Origin of the sequence: Agrococcus baldri, assembly GCA_900114805.1 — a bacterium.
Classification (GTDB): Bacteria; Actinomycetota; Actinomycetes; order Actinomycetales; family Microbacteriaceae; genus Agrococcus; species Agrococcus baldri.
This window is the reverse complement of the sequence record FOZN01000001.1, coordinates 495,260-517,135: the sequence shown is the minus strand read 5'-3', so window position 1 is coordinate 517,135 and position 21,876 is coordinate 495,260. Positions and strand designations below refer to the sequence as shown.

The 21,876-nt window shown below is 72.4% G+C and carries 22 protein-coding genes and 1 tRNA gene; 12 read left to right on the top strand and 11 right to left on the bottom strand.

What is annotated here, in order from left to right; translation table 11 throughout:
* Positions 1–8: 8 nt before the first annotated feature.
* Together BM288_RS02445 and BM288_RS02440 are read left to right on the top strand one after the other, a co-directional pair.
* A complete protein-coding gene (locus BM288_RS02445) occupies positions 9–3,845 on the top strand; it encodes an ATP-binding protein (protein WP_092915504.1) in 3,837 nt (1,278 codons plus the stop codon).
* Positions 3,842–4,153 carry a hypothetical protein gene (locus BM288_RS02440; RefSeq protein ID WP_092915502.1) on the top strand — a complete coding sequence of 104 codons (312 nt, stop codon included), beginning with the start codon at positions 3,842–3,844 and terminating at the stop codon, positions 4,151–4,153. Before BM288_RS02445 ends, BM288_RS02440 begins: the two co-directional genes overlap by 4 nt.
* Before the next feature lie 169 nt (positions 4,154–4,322).
* Here BM288_RS02440 and mscL read toward each other — a convergent pair whose 3' ends face one another.
* The 3 genes from mscL to BM288_RS02425 are packed head-to-tail and all read right to left on the bottom strand — an operon-like array spanning position 4,323 to position 5,717.
* Positions 4,323–4,718: a large conductance mechanosensitive channel protein MscL gene (gene mscL, locus BM288_RS02435; RefSeq protein ID WP_092915500.1), complete on the bottom strand. Its 396-nt coding sequence runs from the start codon at positions 4,716–4,718 to the stop codon at positions 4,323–4,325.
* Between the two features lie 50 nt (positions 4,719–4,768).
* Positions 4,769–5,113, bottom strand: a complete 345-nt coding sequence (locus BM288_RS02430) for an FmdB family zinc ribbon protein (protein WP_092915498.1) — start codon at positions 5,111–5,113, stop codon at positions 4,769–4,771.
* Positions 5,114–5,117: 4 nt separating this feature from the next.
* Positions 5,118–5,717, bottom strand: coding sequence for a 5-formyltetrahydrofolate cyclo-ligase (locus BM288_RS02425; protein ID WP_092915496.1), 600 nt, complete (start codon positions 5,715–5,717; stop codon positions 5,118–5,120).
* A gap of 183 nt (positions 5,718–5,900) precedes the next feature.
* On the opposite strand from BM288_RS02425, the gene BM288_RS02420 reads away from it, so the two are divergent.
* The 7 genes from BM288_RS02420 (at position 5,901) to BM288_RS02390 (ending at position 11,808) form a co-directional block, all read left to right on the top strand.
* Positions 5,901–8,174: an LLM class flavin-dependent oxidoreductase gene (locus tag BM288_RS02420; RefSeq protein ID WP_092915494.1), complete on the top strand. Its 2,274-nt coding sequence runs from the start codon at positions 5,901–5,903 to the stop codon at positions 8,172–8,174.
* Between the two features lie 96 nt (positions 8,175–8,270).
* Complete coding sequence (locus BM288_RS02415) at positions 8,271–8,930, top strand: GNAT family N-acetyltransferase (protein ID WP_092915492.1); 660 nt, start codon at positions 8,271–8,273, stop codon at positions 8,928–8,930.
* 63 nt (positions 8,931–8,993) lie between these two features.
* A complete protein-coding gene (locus BM288_RS02410) occupies positions 8,994–10,256 on the top strand; it encodes a hypothetical protein (RefSeq protein ID WP_092915490.1) in 1,263 nt (420 codons plus the stop codon).
* A 133-nt stretch (positions 10,257–10,389) separates the two neighbouring features.
* A tRNA-Ala gene (locus BM288_RS02405) sits at positions 10,390–10,462 on the top strand.
* A gap of 89 nt (positions 10,463–10,551) precedes the next feature.
* A complete protein-coding gene (locus BM288_RS02400; protein ID WP_092915488.1) occupies positions 10,552–10,980 on the top strand; it encodes a VOC family protein in 429 nt (142 codons plus the stop codon).
* Positions 10,977–11,312, top strand: coding sequence for a hypothetical protein (locus BM288_RS02395; RefSeq protein WP_092915486.1), 336 nt, complete (start codon positions 10,977–10,979; stop codon positions 11,310–11,312). The genes BM288_RS02400 and BM288_RS02395 overlap by 4 nt, the downstream gene beginning before the upstream one ends.
* Before the next feature lie 55 nt (positions 11,313–11,367).
* Positions 11,368–11,808, top strand: coding sequence for an OsmC family protein (locus BM288_RS02390; RefSeq protein ID WP_092915484.1), 441 nt, complete (start codon positions 11,368–11,370; stop codon positions 11,806–11,808).
* Between the two features lie 37 nt (positions 11,809–11,845).
* Here the strand turns inward: BM288_RS02390 and BM288_RS02385 are convergent, their stop codons facing one another.
* From BM288_RS02385 to BM288_RS02365, 5 genes are all read right to left on the bottom strand, one after another.
* Complete coding sequence (locus BM288_RS02385) at positions 11,846–13,096, bottom strand: hypothetical protein (protein WP_092915482.1); 1,251 nt, start codon at positions 13,094–13,096, stop codon at positions 11,846–11,848.
* Positions 13,097–13,184: 88 nt separating this feature from the next.
* Positions 13,185–14,027 (bottom strand): pyrimidine reductase family protein, encoded by an 843-nt coding sequence (locus BM288_RS02380; RefSeq protein ID WP_318255290.1) that lies wholly within the window; start codon positions 14,025–14,027, stop codon positions 13,185–13,187.
* Positions 14,024–14,848 carry a dihydropteroate synthase gene (gene folP, locus BM288_RS02375; protein ID WP_092916189.1) on the bottom strand — a complete coding sequence of 275 codons (825 nt, stop codon included), beginning with the start codon at positions 14,846–14,848 and terminating at the stop codon, positions 14,024–14,026. The genes BM288_RS02380 and folP overlap by 4 nt, the downstream gene beginning before the upstream one ends.
* A gap of 110 nt (positions 14,849–14,958) precedes the next feature.
* On the bottom strand, positions 14,959–16,155 hold the full coding sequence (locus BM288_RS02370; RefSeq protein WP_092916187.1) for an NAD(P)/FAD-dependent oxidoreductase: 1,197 nt from the start codon (positions 16,153–16,155) through the stop codon (positions 14,959–14,961).
* Positions 16,156–16,261: 106 nt separating this feature from the next.
* Positions 16,262–16,654: a hypothetical protein gene (locus BM288_RS02365; protein WP_092915480.1), complete on the bottom strand. Its 393-nt coding sequence runs from the start codon at positions 16,652–16,654 to the stop codon at positions 16,262–16,264.
* Positions 16,655–16,732: 78 nt separating this feature from the next.
* Between BM288_RS02365 and BM288_RS02360 the strand changes: the two genes are divergently transcribed.
* On the top strand, positions 16,733–16,948 hold the full coding sequence (locus BM288_RS02360; protein WP_092915478.1) for a hypervirulence associated TUDOR domain-containing protein: 216 nt from the start codon (positions 16,733–16,735) through the stop codon (positions 16,946–16,948).
* Positions 16,949–17,006: 58 nt separating this feature from the next.
* Here BM288_RS02360 and BM288_RS02355 read toward each other — a convergent pair whose 3' ends face one another.
* From BM288_RS02355 to BM288_RS02345, 3 genes are all read right to left on the bottom strand, one after another.
* Positions 17,007–17,483 carry a DUF1990 family protein gene (locus BM288_RS02355; protein WP_092915476.1) on the bottom strand — a complete coding sequence of 159 codons (477 nt, stop codon included), beginning with the start codon at positions 17,481–17,483 and terminating at the stop codon, positions 17,007–17,009.
* 195 nt (positions 17,484–17,678) lie between these two features.
* The gene (gene cydB, locus BM288_RS02350; RefSeq protein ID WP_092915474.1) at positions 17,679–18,743 is read right to left on the bottom strand and encodes a cytochrome d ubiquinol oxidase subunit II; all 1,065 of its coding nucleotides are present in this window, start codon (positions 18,741–18,743) and stop codon (positions 17,679–17,681) included.
* 35 nt (positions 18,744–18,778) lie between these two features.
* The gene (locus tag BM288_RS02345; RefSeq protein WP_092915472.1) at positions 18,779–20,437 is read right to left on the bottom strand and encodes a cytochrome ubiquinol oxidase subunit I; all 1,659 of its coding nucleotides are present in this window, start codon (positions 20,435–20,437) and stop codon (positions 18,779–18,781) included.
* A gap of 225 nt (positions 20,438–20,662) precedes the next feature.
* Here BM288_RS02345 and BM288_RS02340 point away from each other — a divergent pair, with 225 nt between their 5' ends.
* Both BM288_RS02340 and BM288_RS02335 read left to right on the top strand, forming a co-directional pair.
* Positions 20,663–21,019 carry a BlaI/MecI/CopY family transcriptional regulator gene (locus tag BM288_RS02340; protein WP_092915470.1) on the top strand — a complete coding sequence of 119 codons (357 nt, stop codon included), beginning with the start codon at positions 20,663–20,665 and terminating at the stop codon, positions 21,017–21,019.
* Positions 21,020–21,030: 11 nt separating this feature from the next.
* Complete coding sequence (locus BM288_RS02335) at positions 21,031–21,843, top strand: M56 family metallopeptidase (RefSeq protein WP_143102988.1); 813 nt, start codon at positions 21,031–21,033, stop codon at positions 21,841–21,843.
* The last annotated feature ends 33 nt before the right edge of the window (positions 21,844–21,876 follow it).

Sequence of the window (21,876 nt, the reverse complement as noted above, 5' to 3'; positions counted from 1 at the left end):
CTCGCGGTGTGCGTGATGACGAGACCGAGAACCAGGGCGACCGGCCTGTCGGCGGCGCGCAGACCGGCGACGACCTGGTCGGCGACGCCGCGACGGACCGCGCTGCGACGGATCGCACCGCGACAGACCGCACCCCGACGGACGGCGACGCGATCGATGACGCCGCCTTCGACGAGACCACCGGCGCGGCCGGGCCCGACCGCGAGCTCATGACCCCCGCATCCGTCCCCGCCCCCGAGATGCAGCCCGCCAAGCGCGAGGGCGAGTGGGAGGCCTGGGCAGCTGCGCTCCGCAGCGTCGGCGGCCGCAGCCCGCTCACCGACTTCATCGACACCACCGCCACCCGCATCGAGCTCTCCACCACGCACCCCGGCGGCCTGGCCCAGTTCATCACCGGACGGCCGACGGCGCTCTCGAGCCTGATCCGCGACGACCTCGCCCTGCGCGCCGCCCGCTCCGCCGCCGCCGCGATCGCCTCGAAGGGCATCGAGCTCGCCGCCGCCCGCTCGATCGACGCGGTGCACCTGGGCATCGGCATGGCCCGCTTCCCGCACAAGACCGCGGATGGCGTCGACCGCGAGGTCTACGGACCGGTGCTGCTGCGCCCGCTCGTGGTGCGCCGCCGCGGGCGCGACTTCGAGCTGCAGCTGCTCGGCCGCCCCTTCGTCAACCCGCGGCTGGCGAGCATCCTGCGCGGCCACCACGGCGTGCGGCTGGACGAGCGGCAGCTCATCCAGCTCGGCTCCGGCCACGGCACCTTCACCCCCAATGCGGTGCTGGATGCGCTGCGGCAGGCAGCCGCGCACGTCCCCGGGTTCACGGTGGAGGCGAGGCTCCTCGCCTCGACCTACGCCGACGTGGGCGAGCCGATGGCCGCCGATCTGCAGCAGCAGGAGCACGACGTGCTCGACGCCGTCCGCGGCGACGAGCAGGCCGCCTGGCGCCTGCGCGAGGGCCGCGCCGGCACCGACGAGACGCCGCAGGACCAGCGCGACCCCGAGGTCGACCGGCTGGTGCTCGACGCCGACGGCGAGCAGGATGCCGTGATCGCCGAGGCCGCCGCCGGCAACTCGCTCGTCGTCGAGGCGCTGCCCGGCACGGGCCTCACCCAGACGCTCGTGAACGTGATCGCCGCGCTCGTCGGCGACGACAAGCGCGTGCTCGTGGTCAGCCCCCGCCGTGCCACGCTGCGCGACATCGGCGACCGGCTCGCCGCCACCAAGCTGGAGGGGCTCGCCGTCTCGGAGGCGACGCTGCGCCGCGACCTGATCGCCGCGATCCGCCGCATCGAGGGCTCCGCGAAGCCCGACACGAACGAGATCGACGAGGCGATGCTGCGCCTGCGCAAGGTGCTGCTCGACTACCGCGCGGCGCTGCAGCGCGTCGACCCCGACCTGCACGTGAGCGTGCTCGACGCGCTCAAGGAGCTCTCGCGGCTGGCCATGCTGCCCTTCGCCCCCTCCACCCGCGCGCGCCTGAGCGAGCAGGCCACCCGGCAGCTCGCCACCGACCGTCCGCGCGTGGCCGCCACCATGCGCAAGGCCGCCGACCTCGGCCAGTTCAAGTACGGCCCGGGTGACACCCCCTGGTACGGGGCGTCGTTCGCGACCAGCGGCGACGCATCCGCTGCCTTCGACGACGCGAAGGCGCTCGCCGGCGGCGATCTGCACGCGCTGCAGGCCGAGGCCAAGAAGGTCATCGGCGACACGAAGCTGCGGCCGGCCGCGTCGCTTGCCGAGCTCGGCATCCAGGTGGCGCTGCTGACCGACGTGCGCGCGACGCTCGATGTGATGACGCCGTCGATCTACGACCGGCCGCTGGGCGAGCTCATCACCGCCACCGGCCCGCGCCGCGAGGCGATCCAGTCGCTCGGCGGCATGCAGCGCCGGCGGCTGCGCAAGCTCGCCGAGGAGTATGTGCGGCCCGGCAGCAGCGTGCCCGACCTGCACGATGTGCTCGTCGCCGCGCAGCAGCAGCGGCGGCTGTGGGCGAAGTGGGCGCCGGATGGCTCGATCCCATCGGTGCCGGCGGGCCTCGCCGCCCTCGACGCGCGGCTGCGCGACGTGGCCGCGCGCCTCGACAGCCTCGACGCGGCGCTGAAGCCCGAGACGAAGAGCATCGACCTGTCGATGGGCGACCTCACCGAGCGCGTCGCCGAGCTGGCAGCGCCCAGCGACGCGCTGCAGAACATCCAGGAGCGGGCCGAGCTGATGGCCTCGATCGAGCGCCTCGAGCTCGACGCGCTGCTGACCGACCTCGCCGACCGGCACGTCGCCGACGACCAGGTCGAGCACGAGCTCGATCTCGCCTGGTGGCAGTCGGCGCTGCAGACGATGCTCGCGAAGGAGCGCGCCCTCCTGCGCGGCAACACCGACGTGCTGCGCCGCCTCGAGCAGGACTTCGCGCTCGTCGACGAGGCCCACGTGGATGCCTCCAGCGCCCGGCTCGCGCACCAGATCGCGCAGCAGTGGCGGCTGGCCGTCGACGACCATCAGAACGAGGCGGATGCGCTGCGGCAGCTCATCAAGGCCGGTCCCGTCGACGCCGACGAGCTGCAGCGCGTCGCCGGCCACCTGACCCGCTCAGTGGCGCCCGTGTGGCTCGCCTCGCCGTACGACCTGCACCGGGTGCCCAAGCGCATCCCCTTCGACGCGGTCATCATCGCCGACGCCGGGGCGATCACGATCGCCGAGGCCGCGGGCGCCATCAGCCGCGCCCGCCAGGTGATCGCGGTGGGCGACTCGGCCACGCAGACGCCCTCGCCCTTCGACGTCGGCATCTCGACGCTCGGCATCCGCCCCAGTGCCGAGCTCGCCACCCCCGACGAGCTGCACGCCGAGTCGGCGCTCTCGCGCCTGGGGGCGGTGCTGCCGAAGCTGCACCTGACCCGCTCGTACCGCACCGGCGGCGCCGACCTGGTCACTGCCGTCAACGAGCGCTTCTACGAGGGCCGCATCGAGGCGCTGCCGTGGGCGGGCGCCTACCTGGGCCACGCCTCGCTGACGGCCTCGATCGTGCACGGCGCGCACGGCCTGCCCGAGCAGGGCGCCGCGACCGTCGAGAGCCCCGACGCCGAGGTCGAGCGGGTCGTGCAGCTGGTCACGCAGCACGCGCGCTCGCGCCCGCAGGAGTCGCTCATGGTGGTCACCGCCAACGAGAAGCACGAGGTGCGCGTGCAGCAGGCGGTGATGGCGGCGCTCGCGCACAACTCGGCGCTCACCGACTTCGTGGTCGCCGACCGCGACGAGCAGTTCGTCATCGTCGACGTCACGCACGCGAGCGCGCTCAGCCGCGACCGGGTGATCTTCTCGGTCGGCTACGGGCACACCAAGCACGGCAAGAACGTCGACTTCGGCACGCTCGGCCACGAGGGCGGCGAGCGGCTGCTGGCCGTCGCGATGACGCGGGCGCGCAAGTCGCTGCAGATCGTCGCCTCCTTCGACGCGGCGGAGCTCGACCCGGCGAAGCTCGAGCACGGAGCGGCGCAGCTGCGCGAGATCCTGCTCGATGCGGCCGCCGGCCAGCGCCCGCAGTCGTACTACGGCGGCGACCCGCTCATGGTCGACCTGGCGACGCGGCTGCGCCGGCGCGGGCTGCGGGCCGACGTCTCCTACGACGGCCAGCTGCCGCTCGTGGTGGCCAACGGCGGCGTCTGCGCGGCGATCGAAGCCGACCACGACGACGGCGACCGCACGCTGCGCGAGGCGCTGCGGCTGCGGCCCGAGGTGCTGCGCCGCTTCGGCTGGCACACGATGCGCGTGCACGCCTTCGAGCTGTTCACCGACCCCGAGGGCGTGGCCGACCGCATCGCCGAGCTCGTCGGGGCGGATGCGTCGACGTCGTGACCGACGACCGTCCCGCCGGCGACGGCTCGGCTGCGGCCGCTGCCGGGGCCGGCGAGGCGGCAGCCGCGCACGATGCGGCCGACAGCGGACCGACGCGCGGCGAGGAACCGGTCGGCGATGGCGAGGCAGCCGGCGACGACCGCAGCGAGGATGCGCCGGCCCCGCAGGTGATCCGCCGGCGCGGCCGCCGCGTGAGCACGGAGCCGTCGCCCGGCTACACGGGGGAGCCGCCCACCGAGCGCAAGCAGTCGAGCGAGAACGACGCGCGCATCTGGGGCGACCTGCCGCCGCACTGGGGCAAGCGCTAGACCGGAGTCCCGCTAGCTGCCGCGCGGCGCACGTGCTGAGCAGAGGAGTTGTCCCGAGCAGAGGACGATATGTCCTCGTTCGGCGACGATCTGCCGATTCCATCCTCTGCTCAGCACGCGCCGCAGATGTCTGTGGCGCGGGTGGCTGCGCTGCGTGGTGCGCAGCGCGTCAGGCGCGCGGCGCGGTGCCCGGCGCCTGCTGCGCACGCAGCAGGTCGCGGATGTCGTGGAGGATGTCGACGTCGGTCTCGACCGGCTCGTCGGCGCTGATGCCCTTGCGGCGGTCGCTGCGCTCCTTGAGCTTCGCCATCGGCAGCACGAGCACGAAGTACACGACTGCGGCGACGATGAGGAAGTTGATGATGGCCGCGATCAGCAGGCCGATCTTGAAGATGCCGACCTCGGCGCCCGCGATGTCGTCGGCGTTGAACGCCTCGGCGAGCAGCGGGTTGATGATCGCCTCGGTGAACGCGGCCACGATCGCCGTGAACGCGGTGCCGATGACGACGGCGACCGCGAGCTCGACCACATTGCCCTGCATCAGGAACTTCTTGAAGCCCTCCATGGGGTCCTCCTCGAGAGTGTGCTGGTTGTGAAGGGGTGAGAACGGCGCGGTCAGGCGACCGTGCCGGCTCCGCCGCTGGATGCGGTGGAGGTCTTCGCAGCAGGCTGGGATCCGCTGGAGGTCGTGGCGGCAGACGAGCCGCTCGAGGCCGTGGTGGCAGAGCCGCTCGAGCTCTTCGCAGCGGAGGAGCCGCTGGCGCCCGCGCCGGCCTTGGCCGCTGCGCGCGAGTCGGTGCGGTAGAAGCCCGAGCCCTTGAAGCTCACGCCGACCGAGCCGAACTGCTTGCGCAGCGCGCCGCCGCACGTCTCGCAGATCGTGAGCGACGGCTCGTCGAAGCTCTGGCGGGCGTCGAAGGCATTGCCGCAGGCGGTGCAGGCGTAGGCGTAGACGGGCATGAGGTCAGCTCCTCGTGGCTAGGTGAAGGATCCCGGACGGCGTGACCACGCCGTCGACAGGCTGGTCGTAGCCGGCGTGCGGGACGCTGTCGAAGAGCTCCTCGTCATGCACCACTGCGTAGACCAAGGGACATTCTGCCATGGCCGCGATCGTCTTGTCGAAGAACCCGCGCCCGCCGCCCAGCCGCGAGCCGTCGCGCCCGACCGCCGTCGCGGGGATGAGCATGAGGTCGACCGACTCCAGCTCCGTCGGCGCGAGCGCGTCGCTCGCGGGCTCGGGCATGCCGAGCGTCGCCTCGATCGTCTCGGTGCCGTCGTGCTCGGCCCAGTCGAGCAGGCCGTCCTCGCGGATGATCGGCAGCAGCACCCGGATGCCCTGCTCGGCCGCCCAGGTCAGGAAGGCCCGGGTGTCGGGCTCGTCGGGCGTCGAGAGGTAGGCCGAGATCGTGCGGGCCTCGAGCGAGCGGGTGAGCGCCTGGAGCTGCGCGGCGAGCGCCGGCGCCCGCTCGGCGGAGAACGCCGGCCCGCGCTCGGCCCGCTCGGTGCGCAGCTTCCGCCGCAGCACACGCTTGGCGTCCTCGATGGCGGCTTCGTCGTCGTTCACGGCCTGGAATCTAGCGCGTCGGGGTGAACAAGGAGCACAGCCGCTCCGCGAGCGGGGCGTTTGCCTGGGTGCGGCCAGGGGCGGATGCGCGATGCCGAAGGCAGGATGCGCGGATGCTGTGCGGGCGGATGCGCGGCGCCCACACCCGGGGAATGCTCGGCATCGCGGTCGGTTGAGTCAGATATGGACTATGGCCACGAGATCGAGTTCGGCGTCTTCATCACCCCGACGAATCAGCGGCCGCAGCAGCCGGTGCAGCTCGCCCAGCTGGCCGAGCGGGTGGGCTTCGACCTCGCGACCTTCCAGGACCACCCGTACCAGCCCGCCTTCCACGACACGTGGACCCTGATGAGCTACGTCGCCGCGGTGACCGAGCGCATCCGCCTCTCACCGAACGTCGCGAACGTGCCGCTGCGGCAGCCGGCCGTGCTCGCCCGCAGCGCCGCGAGCCTCGACCTGCTCACGGGCGGCCGCGTCGAGCTGGGCCTGGGCTCCGGCGGCTTCTGGGACGCGATCGAGGCGATGGGCGGCACGAAGCTGACGCCCGGCCAGGGCGTCGACGCGCTGGGCGAGGCGATCGCGATCATCCGAGAGATCTGGAGCACGGGCGAGCGAGGGGGCGTGCGCGTCGACGGGCAGCACCACCGTGCCGCCGGAGCCAAGCGCGGGCCGCGACCCGCGCATCCGATCCCCCTCCACATCGGCGCGTACAAGCCCCGCATGCTGCGGCTGACCGGGCGGCTCGGCGACGGCTGGCTGCCGAGCCTGGGTTACATGCAGCCGGGCGACCTCGCGAAGGGCAACGCCACGATCGACGAGGCAGCGGCGCGGGCCGACCGCGAGCCGGGCGAGATCCGCCGGCTGCTGAACATCGGCGCCGACTTCGCCGACCCGGCACAGACGGGGCAGCTGGTCGAGCTCGCGATCGAGCACGGCACGAGCACCTTCATCCTCAGCACCGATGACCCGAGCACGCTGCAGCGCTTCATGGCCGAGGTGGCGCCGGCGGTGCGCGAACAGGTGGCGGCCGAGCGGCGCGCGCGCGGCACCGCGGTCGCGTCGCGATTATCGGCCGCAGCGATCGCGCTGCGCGCCGAGGCGCTCGACTACGAGGCGATCCCCGAGAGCCTCAGGGCGACGGCGGTCGAGCCCGGCTCGTGGGAGTACCCGGAGCGCCGCAACACCTACCTGCGAGGCGGCGCGCCCGGCGTGCTGCTGCGCCCGACGAGCCCGGCGCAGGTCGCCGACGCGCTCGCCTACGCCCGCTCGCAGGGCGCGGCCCTCGCGGGGGAGGGCGCGGGCCGGGTGCCGCTGAGCATCCGCTCGGCCGGGCACGGCATCTCGGGCCGCTCCACCAACGACGGCGGCATCGTCGTCGACCTGGGTGCGCTCGACCGCATCGACGTGGTGGATGCCTCCCGGCGGCTCGTGCGCATCGGCGCCGGTGCCACGTGGGGCCGGGTCGCGACCGTGCTCGACGGGCACGGCTGGGCGATCTCCTCGGGTGACTACGGCGGCGTCGGTGTCGGTGGGCTGGCGACCGCCGGCGGCGTCGGCTACCTGGGCCGCGAGCACGGGCTGACGATCGACCACATCGAGGCGATCGACGTGGTGCTCGCCGACGGCTCACTCGTGCGCGCGAGTCGCGACGAGCACCCGGAGCTGTTCTGGGGCATGCGCGGCGCCGGCGGCAACCTGGCCGTGGCCGTCGCCTTCGAGATGGTCGCGCAGCCGGTGGGCGAGATCGGCTTCGCGCAGCTCGCCTTCGACGCGAGCGAGACGGCCGACTTCTTCGAGCGCTGGGGCGCGGCGACGGAGGCGAGCGACCGCGTGGTGACGCCCTTCCTGCTGCTGGGCGGCGACCAGCCGGGCAGGCCGAGGGTCGCGCAGGCGATGATCGCGGTGGACGCATCCGACCCCGACACCATCGTCGAGCACCTGCAGCCGTTCGCGATGGTGGCGCCGCTGGTGGGCCAGCAGGTGATCAAGACGCCGTATGCGGGCGTGATCGACAACGCGCCCGGCGGCGCGCACCAGGGGCAGGGGGAGCCGGCGACGCGCTCGGCGCTGCTCGGCTCGATCACCCCGGAGGTGGCGCGGGCGCTCGCGCGCTTCCTCGACGCCGGCACCCACCACTTCTTCCAGCTGCGGGCGATGGGCGGCGCGATCGCCGATGTGGCGAGCGACGCGACGGCGTTCGCGCACCGCGGCGCGGCGTTCTCGGTGATCGCGTTCGGCGCGCACCGCGCCCGCCTCGATGCCGCGTGGGACACGCTCGTGGCGCCCCACGCATCCGGTCTCTACCTCTCGTTCGAGACCGATCAGCGCCCCGGCCGGCTGGAGGAGGCCTTCCCGCCGGCGACGCTCGCGCGGCTGCGGGCGCTGAAGGCCGAGGTCGACCCCGAGAACCTCTTCCGCGACAACTTCACCGTGGTGGCGGTCACAGCCGTCGAGTAGGCGCGGGGCCCGTAGCGAGGTGCGGCCGGGGACGTTGCGGGGCGCGGGCGCCGCCCCGTCGCGTGCGCATCGGTGTTCCGCCATAGGCTCAGTGCTGTGTTCGACACTGCGCCCCGGCTCTCGCACGGCGCCGTCTCCGTGCGCGCCATCAAGCTGCGCGACGCGAGGACGCTCGAGACCGAGCTGCAGCTGAACCGGCAGTGGCTGCAGCGCTGGGAGGCGACGCTGCCCGGCACGCGCCCCAGCGGCCGCTTCGACACGCGCTCGTCGATCCGCTCGCTGCTGGATGCCGACCGCGACGGCAGCGGCATGGCGATGGTGATCGAGGTCGACGGCGAGTTCGCCGGGCAGCTGAACGTCGCGAACATCTCCGGTGGCGCGCTCGCCTCCTCGACCCTCGGCTACTGGATCGCTCGCCGCTTCGCCGGCAGGGGAGCGACCACCACCGCGGTCGCGCTGGTCACCGACCACCTGATGCTCGGCCGCGGCCTGCACCGGGTGGAGATCTGCATCCGGCCCGAGAACACCGCCAGCCTGCGGGTGGTCGAGAAGCTCGGCTTCCGCTATGAGGGCTGCCGCCGCCGCTACATCCACATCGACGGCGACTGGCGCGACCACCTGTGCTTCGCGCTCGTGCGCGAGGAGCTCACCGAACCCGTGCTCGACCGATTCCTGGCCGGCCGGGTGCCGCCCTTCGACCGCTCGGTGTACCCGGGTGAGGTCGGCGGCCACCCGCGAGGTGCGACTTCAGCCTGAGGGTGAACGAACCACCGCGCGCCCTCCTGTCATCGGCGCCGTTCTCGCACTACCGTGCAGGACATGCCAGAGTTCGCAGGTCTCGGGACGACACTCGTCCTCATCATCGCCGTCGTGCTCTGGGTCGCCTACCTGGTGCCGGTCTGGACCCGCAAGCGCGAGTACCTGGCGACCGAGCGCAATGCGATCCGACTGCAGCAGACGCTCCGCATCATGGCCGAGTCGGCTGAGGCGCCCGAAGAGGTGCAGCTGGAGGCCGACGCCCGCACCATCGCCGTGCAGCAGAAGGCGGTCGCGAAGGAGGCCCGCCTCAAGCAGGCGATGGAGCACGCGAAGGCCGTCGCCCGCGCCCGCGAGCTCGACGAGCAGATCAAGGCGGTCGAGCGCGAGGTGCGCGCGGCCGTGAAGTCCACTGTCTCGCGCGCGCAGCGACTGCGCCGCACCCGCCTGGCCTGCTTCGCGCTGGTGGTGCTCGGCTTCGCCGCCACCGTCGCCGGTGCACTCGTGCCCGGCCTGCAGCTGCTGCTGGCCGTCGGCGCCGCGGTCGCGGTGCTGGGCATGGTCGGACTGGTGGCGGTGAACTCGTCGTCGGCGCGGATGCGTCGGGTCGCCGAGGCGACGGCGCCGCGCGTGCACGATCTGGTCGAGGCGCGCGAAGTCGCCGCTCACGCGGTCGCGACCGAGACCCGCATGGCCGAGCAGATGGTGGCGCGGCAGTCGCGGCGCGCCGGATCGAGCACGGCTTCGAGCGCCGCTTCGAGCGACGGCACCGTGCTGCCGACCGAGGAGGTGCTCGCCTCGCGCGCCTGGACGCCGCGCTCGGTGCCCGAGCAGCGCCTGCGCGTGCAGTACGAGCCGGGCCGCCACGCGAGCGATGACCTGCTCGCGCGGGCGAAGGCGCAGCTGGCCGAGGATCGCCGCGCCATCTCCGGACCGATCGCGCGCGTGACGCGCCTGGAGGCCAGCTTCGAGGAGATCATCGATGGCGGCGAGGAGGCTTCGCTCACCGAGTCGGAGCGCCGCATGTCGCCGACGGAGCCGGCTCTGCCCATTCGCGAGGTGCACCGGGAGCGCGCGGTCGCGGCAGCCGAGGCGCTCGACGTCACCCGCGCCGACGCGCCCATCCAGGCCGAGACCGACGAGCACATGATCTTCGCGCGCGACGAGCGCACGCCCGCGGCGCGCACTCCCGAGCGTACGCCTGCCGCAGCAGTCGCCGAGCGCGCCCCCGCCGCCACCGGCTCGAGGTTCGCCGCCATGGGTCTCGTCGACGACGACCTCGGCGGCATGGACGTGCACGAGGCGTTCCTCCGCCGCGTCGGCTGAAGCCCGCGAATCTCAACGTGTGAGGTGTCGGTCCGCTGCACTGTGTGCGGCGAACGCGCACCTGACACGTTGAGAAAATGGCGACACGTCGATTTCCGCGCAGTCCGCTTCATCCGATAGCATTTCCCGGTCCGGGCCCATGGCGCAGTTGGTAGCGCGCCTCGTTCGCATCGAGGAGGTCGGGGGTTCGAATCCCCCTGGGTCCACCTCCGGAAGCCCCGCCGCAAGGCGGGGCTTCTCTCGTTCCACGACACGGCGCTGGAGCGTCGAGCCCGACCGACCTACGCTGGGCGCCATGGTCGATTGGAAGCCCGCCTCGTATCCGTCGCTGAGCCCGTACCTCATCTGCCCAGAAGGCGATGCGCTCATCGCCTTCCTCGAGTCCGCGTTCGGCGGCGTGCTCCAGCGCAGGTTCGCGCGACCCGACGGCAGTCTCATGCACGCCGAGGTGCGCATCGACGACAGCATCGTCATGATCGGCGGCGGAGCGGCCGACGAGGGCAGCGCCGCCGTGCACCTCCACCTCTACGTGGAGGATGCGCGCGCCGCGTTCGACCGGGCGGTGGCAGCAGGAGGCACGGTCGTGCGAGAGCCGCAGCGCGACGACGGCGATCTGCGCGGCGGGGTGCAGGACGCGTGGGGCACGACCTGGTGGGTCGCCACTCAGGAGGCACCGGCCGCCGGCGCAGATGCCGAGCGGCAGCCACGGGGAGCCGCGCGGTGACGGTGCGCGGACGACTGCTCGGCACCGGCGTCGCCGGCGTGCTCACCGCGAACGCCCTGCCGCACCTGGCGACGGCCGCCGCCGGGCGCACGATGATGACGCCGCTCGGAGGAAAGGGCTCCGGCACGGGGCCGAACCTGCTCTGGGGATGCATGAACCTGGCCGCTGGGATCGCGCTCGCTGGCCGGTCGGGCCGACGCGACCGCGACTGGAGCCGTCACGTCACCGCCCTCACCGTCGGCGCCGCCGTGTTCCTCAGCTGGGCTGCCGTCGCCGAGGGCGTCTTGCATCTCAACGCGCCGGAGAAGCGACGCGCGTCCCGGCGCCGCTAGAGGGGCCGTCGCACGCGGCCGGGCTGCCCGGCAGGCGCGCTCGTACGATGACCTCATGAGCACGCTGCCCACGCCCCTGCACATCGAGCGCACTGCGCTCAAGACCTACGTCGGGCGCAACGCGCGCGGCGCCGAGGTGGCCATCGGCAGCGGCGACGCCGACGGCGTGTTCTCGCCGGGCGAGCTGCTCGCCCTCGCGCTCGCCGGCTGCGGTCTGCTCTCCGCCGACCACACGATCGCGAGCCGCCTCGGTGACGACTTCGGGGCAACGGTCGACATCGAGCAGCGCAAGCCCGCCGACGAGGATCGCTACGACCTGATCGCGTCGACCATCCGGGCGAACCTCGGCGCGCTCGACGAGGCGCACGTCGCGGCGCTCGCCGAGCGGGCCCAGCGAGCGATCGACCGGCTCTGCACGGTCGGCCACACGCTCGACAAGGGAACCGAGCACCCGGTCGTCCTGCAGCACGACGCAGCGCTGCCGCAGCGAGTCTGACGGCCGCGAGCGTTCGGCTGCGGGAAGCTGCGGATCGTCACTCGCTTCGGTCGTCGCCGTTCTCCCGCACGGCCTGGCGGAAAGCTCGGAATCCGCCGGCGAGCCTGTTCGCCGTCGACTTTGCCCGGTCGATCGCTTCGTTGCCGAAGTCCATCGCCGCTTCGGCGCCGTCCGTGCCAGTCTCGATGACCTTGTCCTTCGTCTCTACGACCGCTGCCAACCACCGCTTCGCCTCGGGAGAATCGTGGCCGTCGTCGATCCCGAGGACCCGCTGGAAGTCGACGACGCTGACGGCGACTCGATTGCTCGAGCTGAGCGCTGCTTTGGCGGGCAGCGGATGCAGCAGCACCTGCCCGTTCGCTCGCGCACCGGCCGTGTTCATACGGTCTAGCAACTGCTCGGTGCTGCGGAAGATCAGGTCCAAGCGGTTCTGCCGCGCAGTGCGCAAGCCGAGTCGGTGCTGGTCGAGATCTTCCGGGGATGCGTCCAACACTCGATCGAGCTCCAGCACTGAGTGCGCGTCCTGCAGCTGGAAGCAACGAGCGAGCACGGCAAGCCACTCCTGCACCTTTGCTTCAGCATCCTTCGTCGCGGCGGCGACCTCGCCTATCTTCGCCTTCTGATCCACCTTGTCGGCGAGCGCATCGAGCTGCCGCAGCGCGTATGCCTGGGTCCGGGCGATCGTCTGCGACATCGCCTGGACTTTCGACCACGTGACCTCGGAGACCCGGCCGACCTCGCCGCGGACGGTCATCGCCTCTTCGAGAACCAGGCCCACGCCGATCATGTCGGCGAACACGGCATCCTTCTGGGCGCGGAGGACATCGTCGAGCTTCTCGTCGATGACGGCGAGATAGTCCTGAATCTCGTCCATCTGAGCCTGCATCGCGAGCTGCGCCATGAGCCCAGCCGCGCCCGCCAGCACCGCTGGGCTTGCGAGGTAGGCGAGCGACTTCGGGTCCACGAACTGGAGACTCTTGGCGAACTGGCCGTTCGACGCGCGCAGCGTCCCATGGAAGAGGCCGGTGCTCGAGTTGACCACCGTCGGTAGGTGCTGCATCGCCGCCGCTGATTCGTCGGCGAGCAGCAGCCAGCGTCCGGAGGTAGCGGCGATCGTGGAGCCCGCCTGTGTCACGCCTGCCGCGGTCGCGAGCTTGGGGCCGAGCCGCTGCAGTCCGAGCTCTTTCCCATTCAGCCCATGCGACGTGAGGAACGCCTCCACGTCGGTCGGAGCTCCGATGACAGCAACGCCGTCACCATCGCTGATCAGTTCGATCTCGCTGTCCATCATCGGCTCCTGGGGTCGGCTGGGGTACCAGAATCATTGTGGACCATGCAATCGACAGGGACAGTCACGGCGCAGCAGACGCGCCGCGTCAAACGACCGTGTAGCGCAGCAGCAGCTCGTCGCCCGAGCGCAGCACCGAGGCAAGCGTCATCGGAGTCGGGGCGCTGAGCGTGCTGTGCGCGATGCGCCGCGCATCGCCCGCCTCGATCGTCGGTGCGAGCGTGAGGCACAGCTCGTCGACCGCGTCGGCCGCGAGGAAGGAGCCGAACAGGCTCGGACCGCCTTCCGCGTGCACGCGCAGCAGCCCGCGCGCGGCCAGGTCGTCGCGCATCCGCTGGGGGTCAACGTCGCTGTCGCCGGCGTCGACGACATCCGCCACCGCCTCCAGCGCAGCACGGCGCTCGGGCGCGGCCCCCTCGACCGTGTAGATGACGGGTCGCACGGGCGCATCGGCGAAGAGCGACGAGCGCGGGTCGAGGCCCAGCGAGCGCGTGACGAGCGCGAAGACCGGATGGTCGGGCAGGTCGTGCGCACGACGCCAGGCGACGGCCGCGTCGTCGAGCCGCATCGCCCCGTAGCCCTCGGTGCGCACCGTGCCCGCGCCGACGAGCACCGCATCCGCCCCGTGCCGCAGCAGATCGAAGACCCGCCGGTCGGCGGCGTCGCCCAGCCCGCCAGAGCGACCCTGGCGGGTCGCCGCGCCGTCGATGCTGGCGATGAAGTTCATGCGCAGCCACGGTCCATCGGCGGGGAAGGCATAGGCCTCGAGCAGCGCCGCGTCGTCGAGGTCGGTCGCCGGCTCGGGCCAGAGCCGGTCGATGCGGGCGGATGCGTCGGTCGACGCGGGTGCGTCGGCTGCGGTCGTCTCGGGTGCGGTCGTCTCGGCTGCGGCCCGATCGGCCGCCGCGCCGGGCGCGGTCGCGTCGCTCACACGTTCCTCGTCGGGTGGGTGTTGTGCTCGAGCCGCACGGGCGCGCGCATGCCGAGGATCGCCTCGGTCATCCGCACCGCATCCACGCTCGCCTCCACGTCGTGCATGCGCACGATCCGGGCGCCGGCGAGGATGCACGCGGTCATCGCCGCGAGCGAGCCCGACAGCCGCGCCTCCTTCGGCCGGTCGATCGACTCGCCGATGAAGTCCTTGTTCGAGACCGCCACCAGCAGCGGCGGTCCGAGCCCCGCGATCTCGTCGAGCCTGCGGGTGAGCTCGAGCGAGTGCAGGGTGTTCTTGTCGAGGTCGTGGCCGGGGTCGATGATGATGCGCTCGCGCGGGATGCCGGCGGCCTCGGCGTGACGGATGCGCTCCTCCAGGAAGGCGCGCACCTCGCCCACGACGTCGTCGAAGCGGGCGGGCGGCTTCTCGACCCGCGGCGGGCCGACGCTGTGCGTGATGACGATGCAGGCGTCGCTCTCGGCGACCACGCGCGCCATGTCGGGATCGCCCAGTCCGCTGGTGTCGTTCACGACCGCTGCACCGGCGGCGATCGCGGCCAGCGCGACGGCCGCGCGGTTCGTGTCGACCGAGATGACGAGGTCGGGCGCGAGCGCGAGCACCGCCTCGATCACCGGCACCACCCGCTCGATCTCCTCCGCGGTCGTCACGGCCGGGCCGCGGCCGAAGGGCACGCCGCCGATGTCGATCCAGTCGGCGCCCAGCTCGACGGCGCGCAGCGCGTGCGCGACGGCGCGATCGAGCGCGAAGGTCGCGCCGCGGTCGAAGAAGGAGTCGGGTGTGCGGTTGACGACCGCCATCACCGCGACCTGCCGCTCGAAGTCGAACGCGCGGGTGCCGATGCGTCGCGTGGTGGCGGTGCTGCGTGCGTCGACGGGCGTCGCGCGCGTCCGCAGGGCCGGCTCGACGGTCACTGTGCGGCCCCGCGGCCCGCGGGCGCCGGTTCCGCGTTCGCCGCTCGGTGGCTGCCGACGCTGTCGCGGATCGCATCGGATGCGTCCCAGTCGTTCACGTGCATCGCGGCGACGACCGTGTCGTCACGCACCCAGAAGGCCCGGAACGCGTCGCCGTGCAGCGCATCCGTCTCGCCTTCGATGTCGACGCGGTCGTAGCCGGCCGGACCGGGGCTGCCGACGTACTCCATTCCCAGGTCGTACTGGTCGGTGAAGAAGTAGGGCAGGCGCGTGTAGGGCGTGTCGGTGCCGGCGAGCGTGCGGGCGACGGCCTTGCCCTGCTCGATCGCGGTGTCCCAGTGCTCGACGCGGATGCGGCGGCCGAGCACGGGGTGGTCGTGGCCCGCGATGTCGCCGATGGCGAAGATGCGCGGGTCGCTCGTGCGGAGGCTGGCGTCGACGAGCACGCCGCCGCCCTGCTCGCGCGTGGCCATCTCGAGGCCGGCCGCCTCGGCGAGCGCGACGTCGGGGGTGACGCCGATGGCGGCGATGCGCACGTCAGCGTCCGCGAGGTCGTCGGCAGTGACCTGCGTGCTCATGCGCAGGTCGACGCCGTGGCCGCGGTGCAGGTCCGCGAAGACGGCGCCGATCTCTGCGCCGAGCACGCGCTCGAGCGGCACGGCGGCCTGCTCGAAGACGGTTACCTCGCTGCCTGCCTCGCGGGCGGCGGCGGCGACCTCGAGGCCGATCCAGCCCGCGCCGATGATCGCGACCTTCGTGCCCTCGCGGAAGGCGTCCTTGAGGCGGGTGCTGTCTTCTCTGGAGCGCAGCGTCAGGAACTCGCCGACGCCGTCCATGTGCAGCGGGCGCGAGGAGGCGCCGGTCGCCAGCAGCAGCTGCTCGTAGCCGATCTCGGTGCTCTCGCCGCCGCCGACCGGCTCGACGTGCACCACGCGGCGCTCGCGGTCGATGGCGGTCGCGCGGGTGCCCAGGCGCAGGTCGATGTCGTGCTCGGCGTACCAGGACTCGGGGTGCACGAGCGCCGTGTCGAACTCGTCGTTGCCCAGCAGGTAGCCCTTCGACAGCGGCGGCCGCTCGTAGGGCGGCGTGGTCTCGGCGCCGATCAGCACGATCTCGCCCTCGTAGCCCTGCTCGCGCAGCTCGGTGGCGGCGGTCGCGCCCGCCAGCCCTGCGCCGATGATGACGATGCTCATGTCGCTGCCCTTCCTCGAGGCCCTGCTGCTCTGATTGAACACCCGGCCGATTCTTTCGTCAATCAGATTGACTGTTAGAACGCGGCACAGGCGCGGGTGGGCGCGATCAGGCGAACAGCGGCAGCAGCGAGAGCGCGAGGCCGAGCAGGCCAGCGGCGGTGAGCACGGTGCCGAGGACGGTGAGCATGCGCTGCAGCGGGGGATGGTCGCGCAGACGCATGCGCCCCGGATGCCGCGCACTCACCTGCGCGACGTGCTCGCCGTGGGTGCCCAGACGCATCCGCTCGGCACGGGAGAGGCGACGCTCGTGGAAGCCGTCGCCGGCGTACCAGCGGGCCAGCGTGCGGTCGCCCTGCGGGATGACGACGATCTCGACCGGCTCCCAGGCGCCGTCGCGCACCCGCAGCAGCCAGCCGGCCAGCAGCAGCGGGATGCCGGGCACGAGGCAGAACCACGACACGAGCTCGCCGATGGCCTCGACTGCGTCGATCGGCTCCACGGTGCAACGGTAGTGGCACGGCGCCGGTCGCGACTGCAGGGGTCGCGCCGGCGCGCGGCCGGAGGCAGGATGGGCGGCATGAGCGAGCGGTACAAGGTGGGCGACCACGTCAGCTGGAACTCCGAGGCCGGGCGCGTGCGCGGCACGATCACGAAGGTGCACACGAGCGACTTCGACTACAAGGGGCACACGCATCGCGCAAGCGACGACGACCCGCAGTACGAGATCAAGAGCGACAAGACCGATCACGTGGCAGCGCACAAGGGGTCGGCACTGAGCAAGCTGCAGACCTGAGCGAGTTGCAGTGCGGCGCCTGTCTCGCGACAAGGCGCACCGTGCGCGTGCGCGGCCGTCAGCGCAGGGCGCGAAGATATCGCCGGCGGACGACGCGCTGGGCGATGCGCAGCAGCGGGTAGAGCGCACGCCAGGGCTGCTGCGAGGCTGCCTGCGTCAGTGATCGCACGGTGAGCACGACGTCGTCGCCGGCGCGGTGGAGGATGAACGCCTCCTCGCCGGCGACCGGGTGGCCGGGCAGTGTGCGGTACGAGAACCCGGCTCGGGTCGTCGTCTGCACGACGTCCACGACCTCGATGGGTTCGCGGATGCGGAGGCCGGCCACGCGGGCGGTGACCGTCAGGCGCATGCCGGCCGTCGCGGGCTGCGTCGTGCCGACCGAGAAGCCGCTGCGCGTCTTCACGCGCCAGTGCAGCAGGTCGCACGAGGCGCGCTGCCAGAGCTCGTCGCCGCTGCCGATGCGGGCCGACACCTCCGAGCGCCGCAGTCGCCCCTGATTGCGGAGCGGCCACGCCGGCAGTCGCAGATCGGTCATGCGCCGAGCCTAGGAGCCGCGCGCGCTCGGCGCTCGCCCACAGATATACGGCGGACTGCTCTATCGCGCCGCGATTAGGAGCAGAGTGCCGTATATCTGCGGGCGCGCGGGGTGCGTGGGACGGAGTGGGCGGTCAGCCGTGCGGGCGCCGGGCGGCGCGGGTGGGGCGGCGGTGGCCCCGGGCGCCGCGGGCGCTCAGCCGTGCGGGGCCGGCGCGGCCGCGTCGCGGTCGCGCAGGATCGCCGGCAGCACGATGTGCGCCTCGGGGATCATGCCGGGGGTGACGCGGCGGCGGAACACCCAATAGCTCCACGCCTGGTAGCCGAGGATGACCGGCAGGCTGATGGCGGTGATCACCGTCATCACGCCGAGCGTGTACGGGCTGTTGGCCGCGTTCGCGAGCGTCAGGTCGAAGGCCGCATCCACCGTCGAGGGCAGCAGGCGCGGGAACATGCCGGCGAAGATCGACGCCACGCCCAGCAGGCCGAAGGCGGCGTAGCCGATGAAGGCAAGCCCCTCACGGCGACGGCGCGCCTGCACCCATCCGAACCCGGCGGCGACGACGGCGAGCACCACGAGCATCCACGAGCCCGCATTGCCGCCGTGCTCGAGCTGCACCCAGAGCGCCCACGCGGCGGCGGGCACCAGGCACAGCGGCGCCCAGCGGGCGGCGAACAGCGCGGCGCGCTCGCGCACCGGGCCGTCGGCCTTCAGCCCCAGGAAGGTGGCCGAGTGGGCGAGCGAGAAGCCGACCACCGCGAGCCCACCCACCACGGCGGGCCAGCCGAGCCAGACGAATGGCCCGCCAACACGGTCGCCGTTGCCGTCGATGGGCAGGCCGAGCGAGGTGAGCGCGAGCATCGCGCCGATGCAGAAGGCGGCGATCAGCGAACCCAGGCCGATGCCGGCCGTCCACCAGCCGCGCCAGCGGGCCGTGTGCACCTTGCCGCGCCACTCGATCGAGACCGCGCGCAGGATCAGCCCGACGAGCGCGACCGTCAGCGGCACGTAGAGCACCGAGAACAGCGACGCGTACCACTCGGGGAAGGCTGCGAACATGCCGGCGCCGGCGGTGATCAGCCACACCTCGTTGCCGTCCCAGACCGGCCCGATGGTGTTGAGCATGACGCGGCGCTCGCGCTCGTCGCGGGTGGCGAACAGCATGCGCATGCCGACGCCCAGATCGAAGCCCTCGAGCACGAGGAAGCCGATCCAGAGCACGGCGATGATCGCGAACCAGGTGATGGCGAGCGGTTCCATGGTGGCTCCTGTCTGTCGGTTCCGGTGTCGGCCGGCTAGTAGGCGAAGGCGAGCACGTCGTCGCGGCGGTCGCGATCGCCGTCGACGTCGTCGGATGCGTCGTCGTCGCCGCCGTCGCCGTCACGGTGGGCGGGTGCGAGCTCCGGCATCGCGCTGGCGACCCCGCCCCGCACGTACTTCACGAGCAGGAACAGCTCCACCACCATCAGCACCGCGTAGACGGCCGTGAGCGTGATGACGGAGAAGAGCATCTCGCCGGCGGTGACGCCGGGGGAGACGGCGGCGGCGGTGAACATGAACACGCCGTCGATGCCGCTGGGGTCGGGATTGGGGGCGACGACGAAGGGCTGGCGGCCGATCTCGGTGAAGATCCAGCCGGCGATGTTGCCGGCGAACGGCGCCAGGATGCCGAGGATCGCGAGCCGCATGATCCAGGGGCTGCGCGGCACCGTGCCGCCGCGCGTCAGCCACAGCGCGACCAGCGCGCCGAAGGCGGTGATGCCGCCCAGGCCGATCATCAGCCGGAAGCCCCAGTAGGTGACCCACATCGGCGGCACGTACTGCACCTCGCTGCCGGCGAAGGAGCCGTAGAGCTCGTCGTCGGGGATGGTCTCGCCGTACTGGTTCTGGTACTGCGGCTCGAGGTCGGAGATGCCGGGCATGTCCGCGCCCCACTCGCCGGTGGCGAGGAAGCCGAGCGCGCCGGGGATCTCGATGAGCGTGACGACGTCCGAGCAGTCGGTGCTGCCCGGGTCGCCGAGCGAGAGGATCGAGAACGACGAGCCGGTGTGGCAAGCGGCCTCGGCGGAGGCCATCTTCATCGGCTGCTGCTCGTACATGAGCTTCGCCTGCCAGTCGCCGGTCAGCCCCGTGCCGGCGAAGGCGACGATCGCCATCACCGCGCCGAAGCGCAGCGACCACAGCCAGACGCCGTGGTCGGCGCGGTCGCGGCCCGGCACCCCGGGTGCCTCGCCGACGATGACGCGTGTGGACGCATCCGTCAGTCGTCTGATGAGGCCGGCGCGGCGCTCGCCGGGCGGCACCGGGACCACCGTGTCGATGCCGTCGCGGCGGCGCTGCCACAGGTGGTACCAGCTGATGCCGATGAGGAACATGCCGGCGACGATCAGGGCGCCGAAGAGGGTGTGGGTGACGGCGGCCAGCGCCGTGGAGTTGGTGAGCACGGCCCAGATGTCGGTCATGACGGGGCGACCGTCGACGAGCTCGACGCCGACGGGGTGCTGCATCCAGGAGTTGGCGACGATGATGAAGTAGGCCGAAGCCCAAGAGCCGACCACCGCGCACCAGAGGGCGGCGAGGTGGAGGCTCTTGCGCAGCCGGCCCCAGCCGAAGATCCAGATGCCGAGGAAAGTCGATTCGGCGAAGAATGCCAGCAGCCCCTCGAGGGCGAGCGGGGCGCCGAAGACGTCGCCGACGAAGCGCGAGTACTCGCTCCAGGCCATGCCGAACTGGAACTCCTGCACGAGGCCGGTGGCGACGCCGAGGATGAAGTTGATCAGGTAGAGCTTGCCCCAGAACTTCACCATGCGCAGGAACTTCTCATCGCCCGTGCGCACCCAGATCGACTGCATGATGGCGATCGTCATGCCCAGGCCCAGCGTGAGCGGCACGAGCATGAAGTGGTAGACGGTCGTGATGCCGAACTGCCATCTGGCGATGTCGAGGACTTCCACGGTGCTCCGTTCGGGCCGGGGTGTTCTACGTGACGTAGAACGACTTCTACACAGCATAGAACAACTTCGCTCGGCTGTAGAAGTCGCGCTAGGGTTGATGGTGGGCGGATGCGCTGGCGCACGCGGGCGCGCCGTCGCACGCGACCGAGACCGAGACCGAGACCGAGACCACGCGGGTCGCGACCGCACGGCCGCGATGCACGAACCGACGAGACGGAGGGCCGGATGGCGACGCTGGGCGAGCTGGAGCGGGCCGTGATGGACGCCGTCTGGGATGCCGCGGGGCCGCTGAGCGCCTACGACGTGCAGGCCTCGCTCGAGGCTGCGGGCCGCCCGCTCGCGGCGACGACGCTGCTGACGGTGCTCTCGCGCTTGGAGAAGAAGGGCTTCGTCGCCTCCGACCGCTCGGTGCGCCCCTACCGCTACACGGCGGTCGCCGCGCGCGCCGACCACGTGGCCGAGCTCATGCACGAGGTGCTCGGCGAGTCGCGCGACCGCTCGGCGGTGCTCGCGCGCTTCGTCGGCAGCGTGTCCGAGGAAGATGCGGCGATCATGCGGCGGCTCCTCGAGGGCGCGGGCTGACGGGGCCGATCGTGCTGCCGGGAGCCGCTGCCGCGCCTGCGATGGCGGACGCGCTGGTGATCCCGATGGGGGCGATCGTCTGGGCGGCGGCCATGCTGTGGCTCGTCGCGCTGCTGCTGGCGTGGCCGGTGCCGGTGTGGCTCGCGCGGGCCAGCTGGCCGATGCGCGCGCCGGTGGTCGCGCTGCTGGTGTGGCAGGGCGTGGGGCTCGCTGGCGGGCTGTCGATGATCGGCGCGCTCGCGCTGACCGGGCTCGCGATCGCGCCGCAGCAGCCGTTGCTGGCGCTCATCCCGGCCGCCGCGTTCGCGGCCTACCTGCTGGTGCACCTGGCGGTGACGATCGTGCAGGTCACGCGCCAGCGCCATCGCCACCTGGCGCTGCTCGACATGCTGTCGGCACCGCATCCGACCCGTGCGCGCACGCGCGTGCTCGACGACGCGGTGCCCGTCGCCTACTGCCTGCCGCGCGGCGCAGGCAGCGTGACCGTGCTCTCGCAGGGGCTGCTCGACCGGCTCGACCCCGATGAGCTGGTCGCGGTGATCGCGCACGAGCGCGCGCATGTCGAGCAGCGGCACGACCTGCTGCTGCTGGCGTTCCGCGCCTGGCGCTCGGCGCTGCCGTGGTTCCCGATCGCGGCGCTCGCCGACGCCGAGGTGGCGGCGCTGGTCGAGATGCTGGCCGACGACCACGCGCGGCGCGAGGTGCGCGATGAGGTGCTCGCCCGGGCGATCCTCGCCGTCGGCGCGAGCGGCGTCTCCGGCGCCGAGGTGGAGCCGGCCGGCTCGACGCGGGGGAGCGACCGCTTCAAGCGGCTGGTGGCGTAGCGAGCTGCTGACGCGTTCGCGAGCTCTCGCGCG

Excerpts from the sequence above, each read along its gene's own strand:
- BM288_RS02420 (WP_092915494.1), top strand. The coding sequence starts at position 5,901 with ATGGACTATGGCCACGAGATCGAGTTCGGCGTCTTCATCACCCCGACG.
- BM288_RS02340 (WP_092915470.1), top strand. The coding sequence starts at position 20,663 with ATGGCGACGCTGGGCGAGCTGGAGCGGGCCGTGATGGACGCCGTCTGG.
- BM288_RS02410 (WP_092915490.1), top strand. The coding sequence starts at position 8,994 with ATGCCAGAGTTCGCAGGTCTCGGGACGACACTCGTCCTCATCATCGCC.
- BM288_RS02385 (WP_092915482.1), bottom strand. The coding sequence starts at position 13,096 with ATGGACAGCGAGATCGAACTGATCAGCGATGGTGACGGCGTTGCTGTC.
- BM288_RS02360 (WP_092915478.1), top strand. The coding sequence starts at position 16,733 with ATGAGCGAGCGGTACAAGGTGGGCGACCACGTCAGCTGGAACTCCGAG.
- cydB (WP_092915474.1), bottom strand. The coding sequence starts at position 18,743 with ATGGAACCGCTCGCCATCACCTGGTTCGCGATCATCGCCGTGCTCTGG.
- mscL (WP_092915500.1), bottom strand. The coding sequence starts at position 4,718 with ATGGAGGGCTTCAAGAAGTTCCTGATGCAGGGCAATGTGGTCGAGCTC.
- BM288_RS02400 (WP_092915488.1), top strand. The coding sequence starts at position 10,552 with ATGGTCGATTGGAAGCCCGCCTCGTATCCGTCGCTGAGCCCGTACCTC.
- BM288_RS02370 (WP_092916187.1), bottom strand. The coding sequence starts at position 16,155 with ATGAGCATCGTCATCATCGGCGCAGGGCTGGCGGGCGCGACCGCCGCC.
- BM288_RS02390 (WP_092915484.1), top strand. The coding sequence starts at position 11,368 with ATGAGCACGCTGCCCACGCCCCTGCACATCGAGCGCACTGCGCTCAAG.
- folP (WP_092916189.1), bottom strand. The coding sequence starts at position 14,848 with ATGGCGGTCGTCAACCGCACACCCGACTCCTTCTTCGACCGCGGCGCG.
- BM288_RS02355 (WP_092915476.1), bottom strand. The coding sequence starts at position 17,483 with ATGACCGATCTGCGACTGCCGGCGTGGCCGCTCCGCAATCAGGGGCGA.
- BM288_RS02430 (WP_092915498.1), bottom strand. The coding sequence starts at position 5,113 with ATGCCCGTCTACGCCTACGCCTGCACCGCCTGCGGCAATGCCTTCGAC.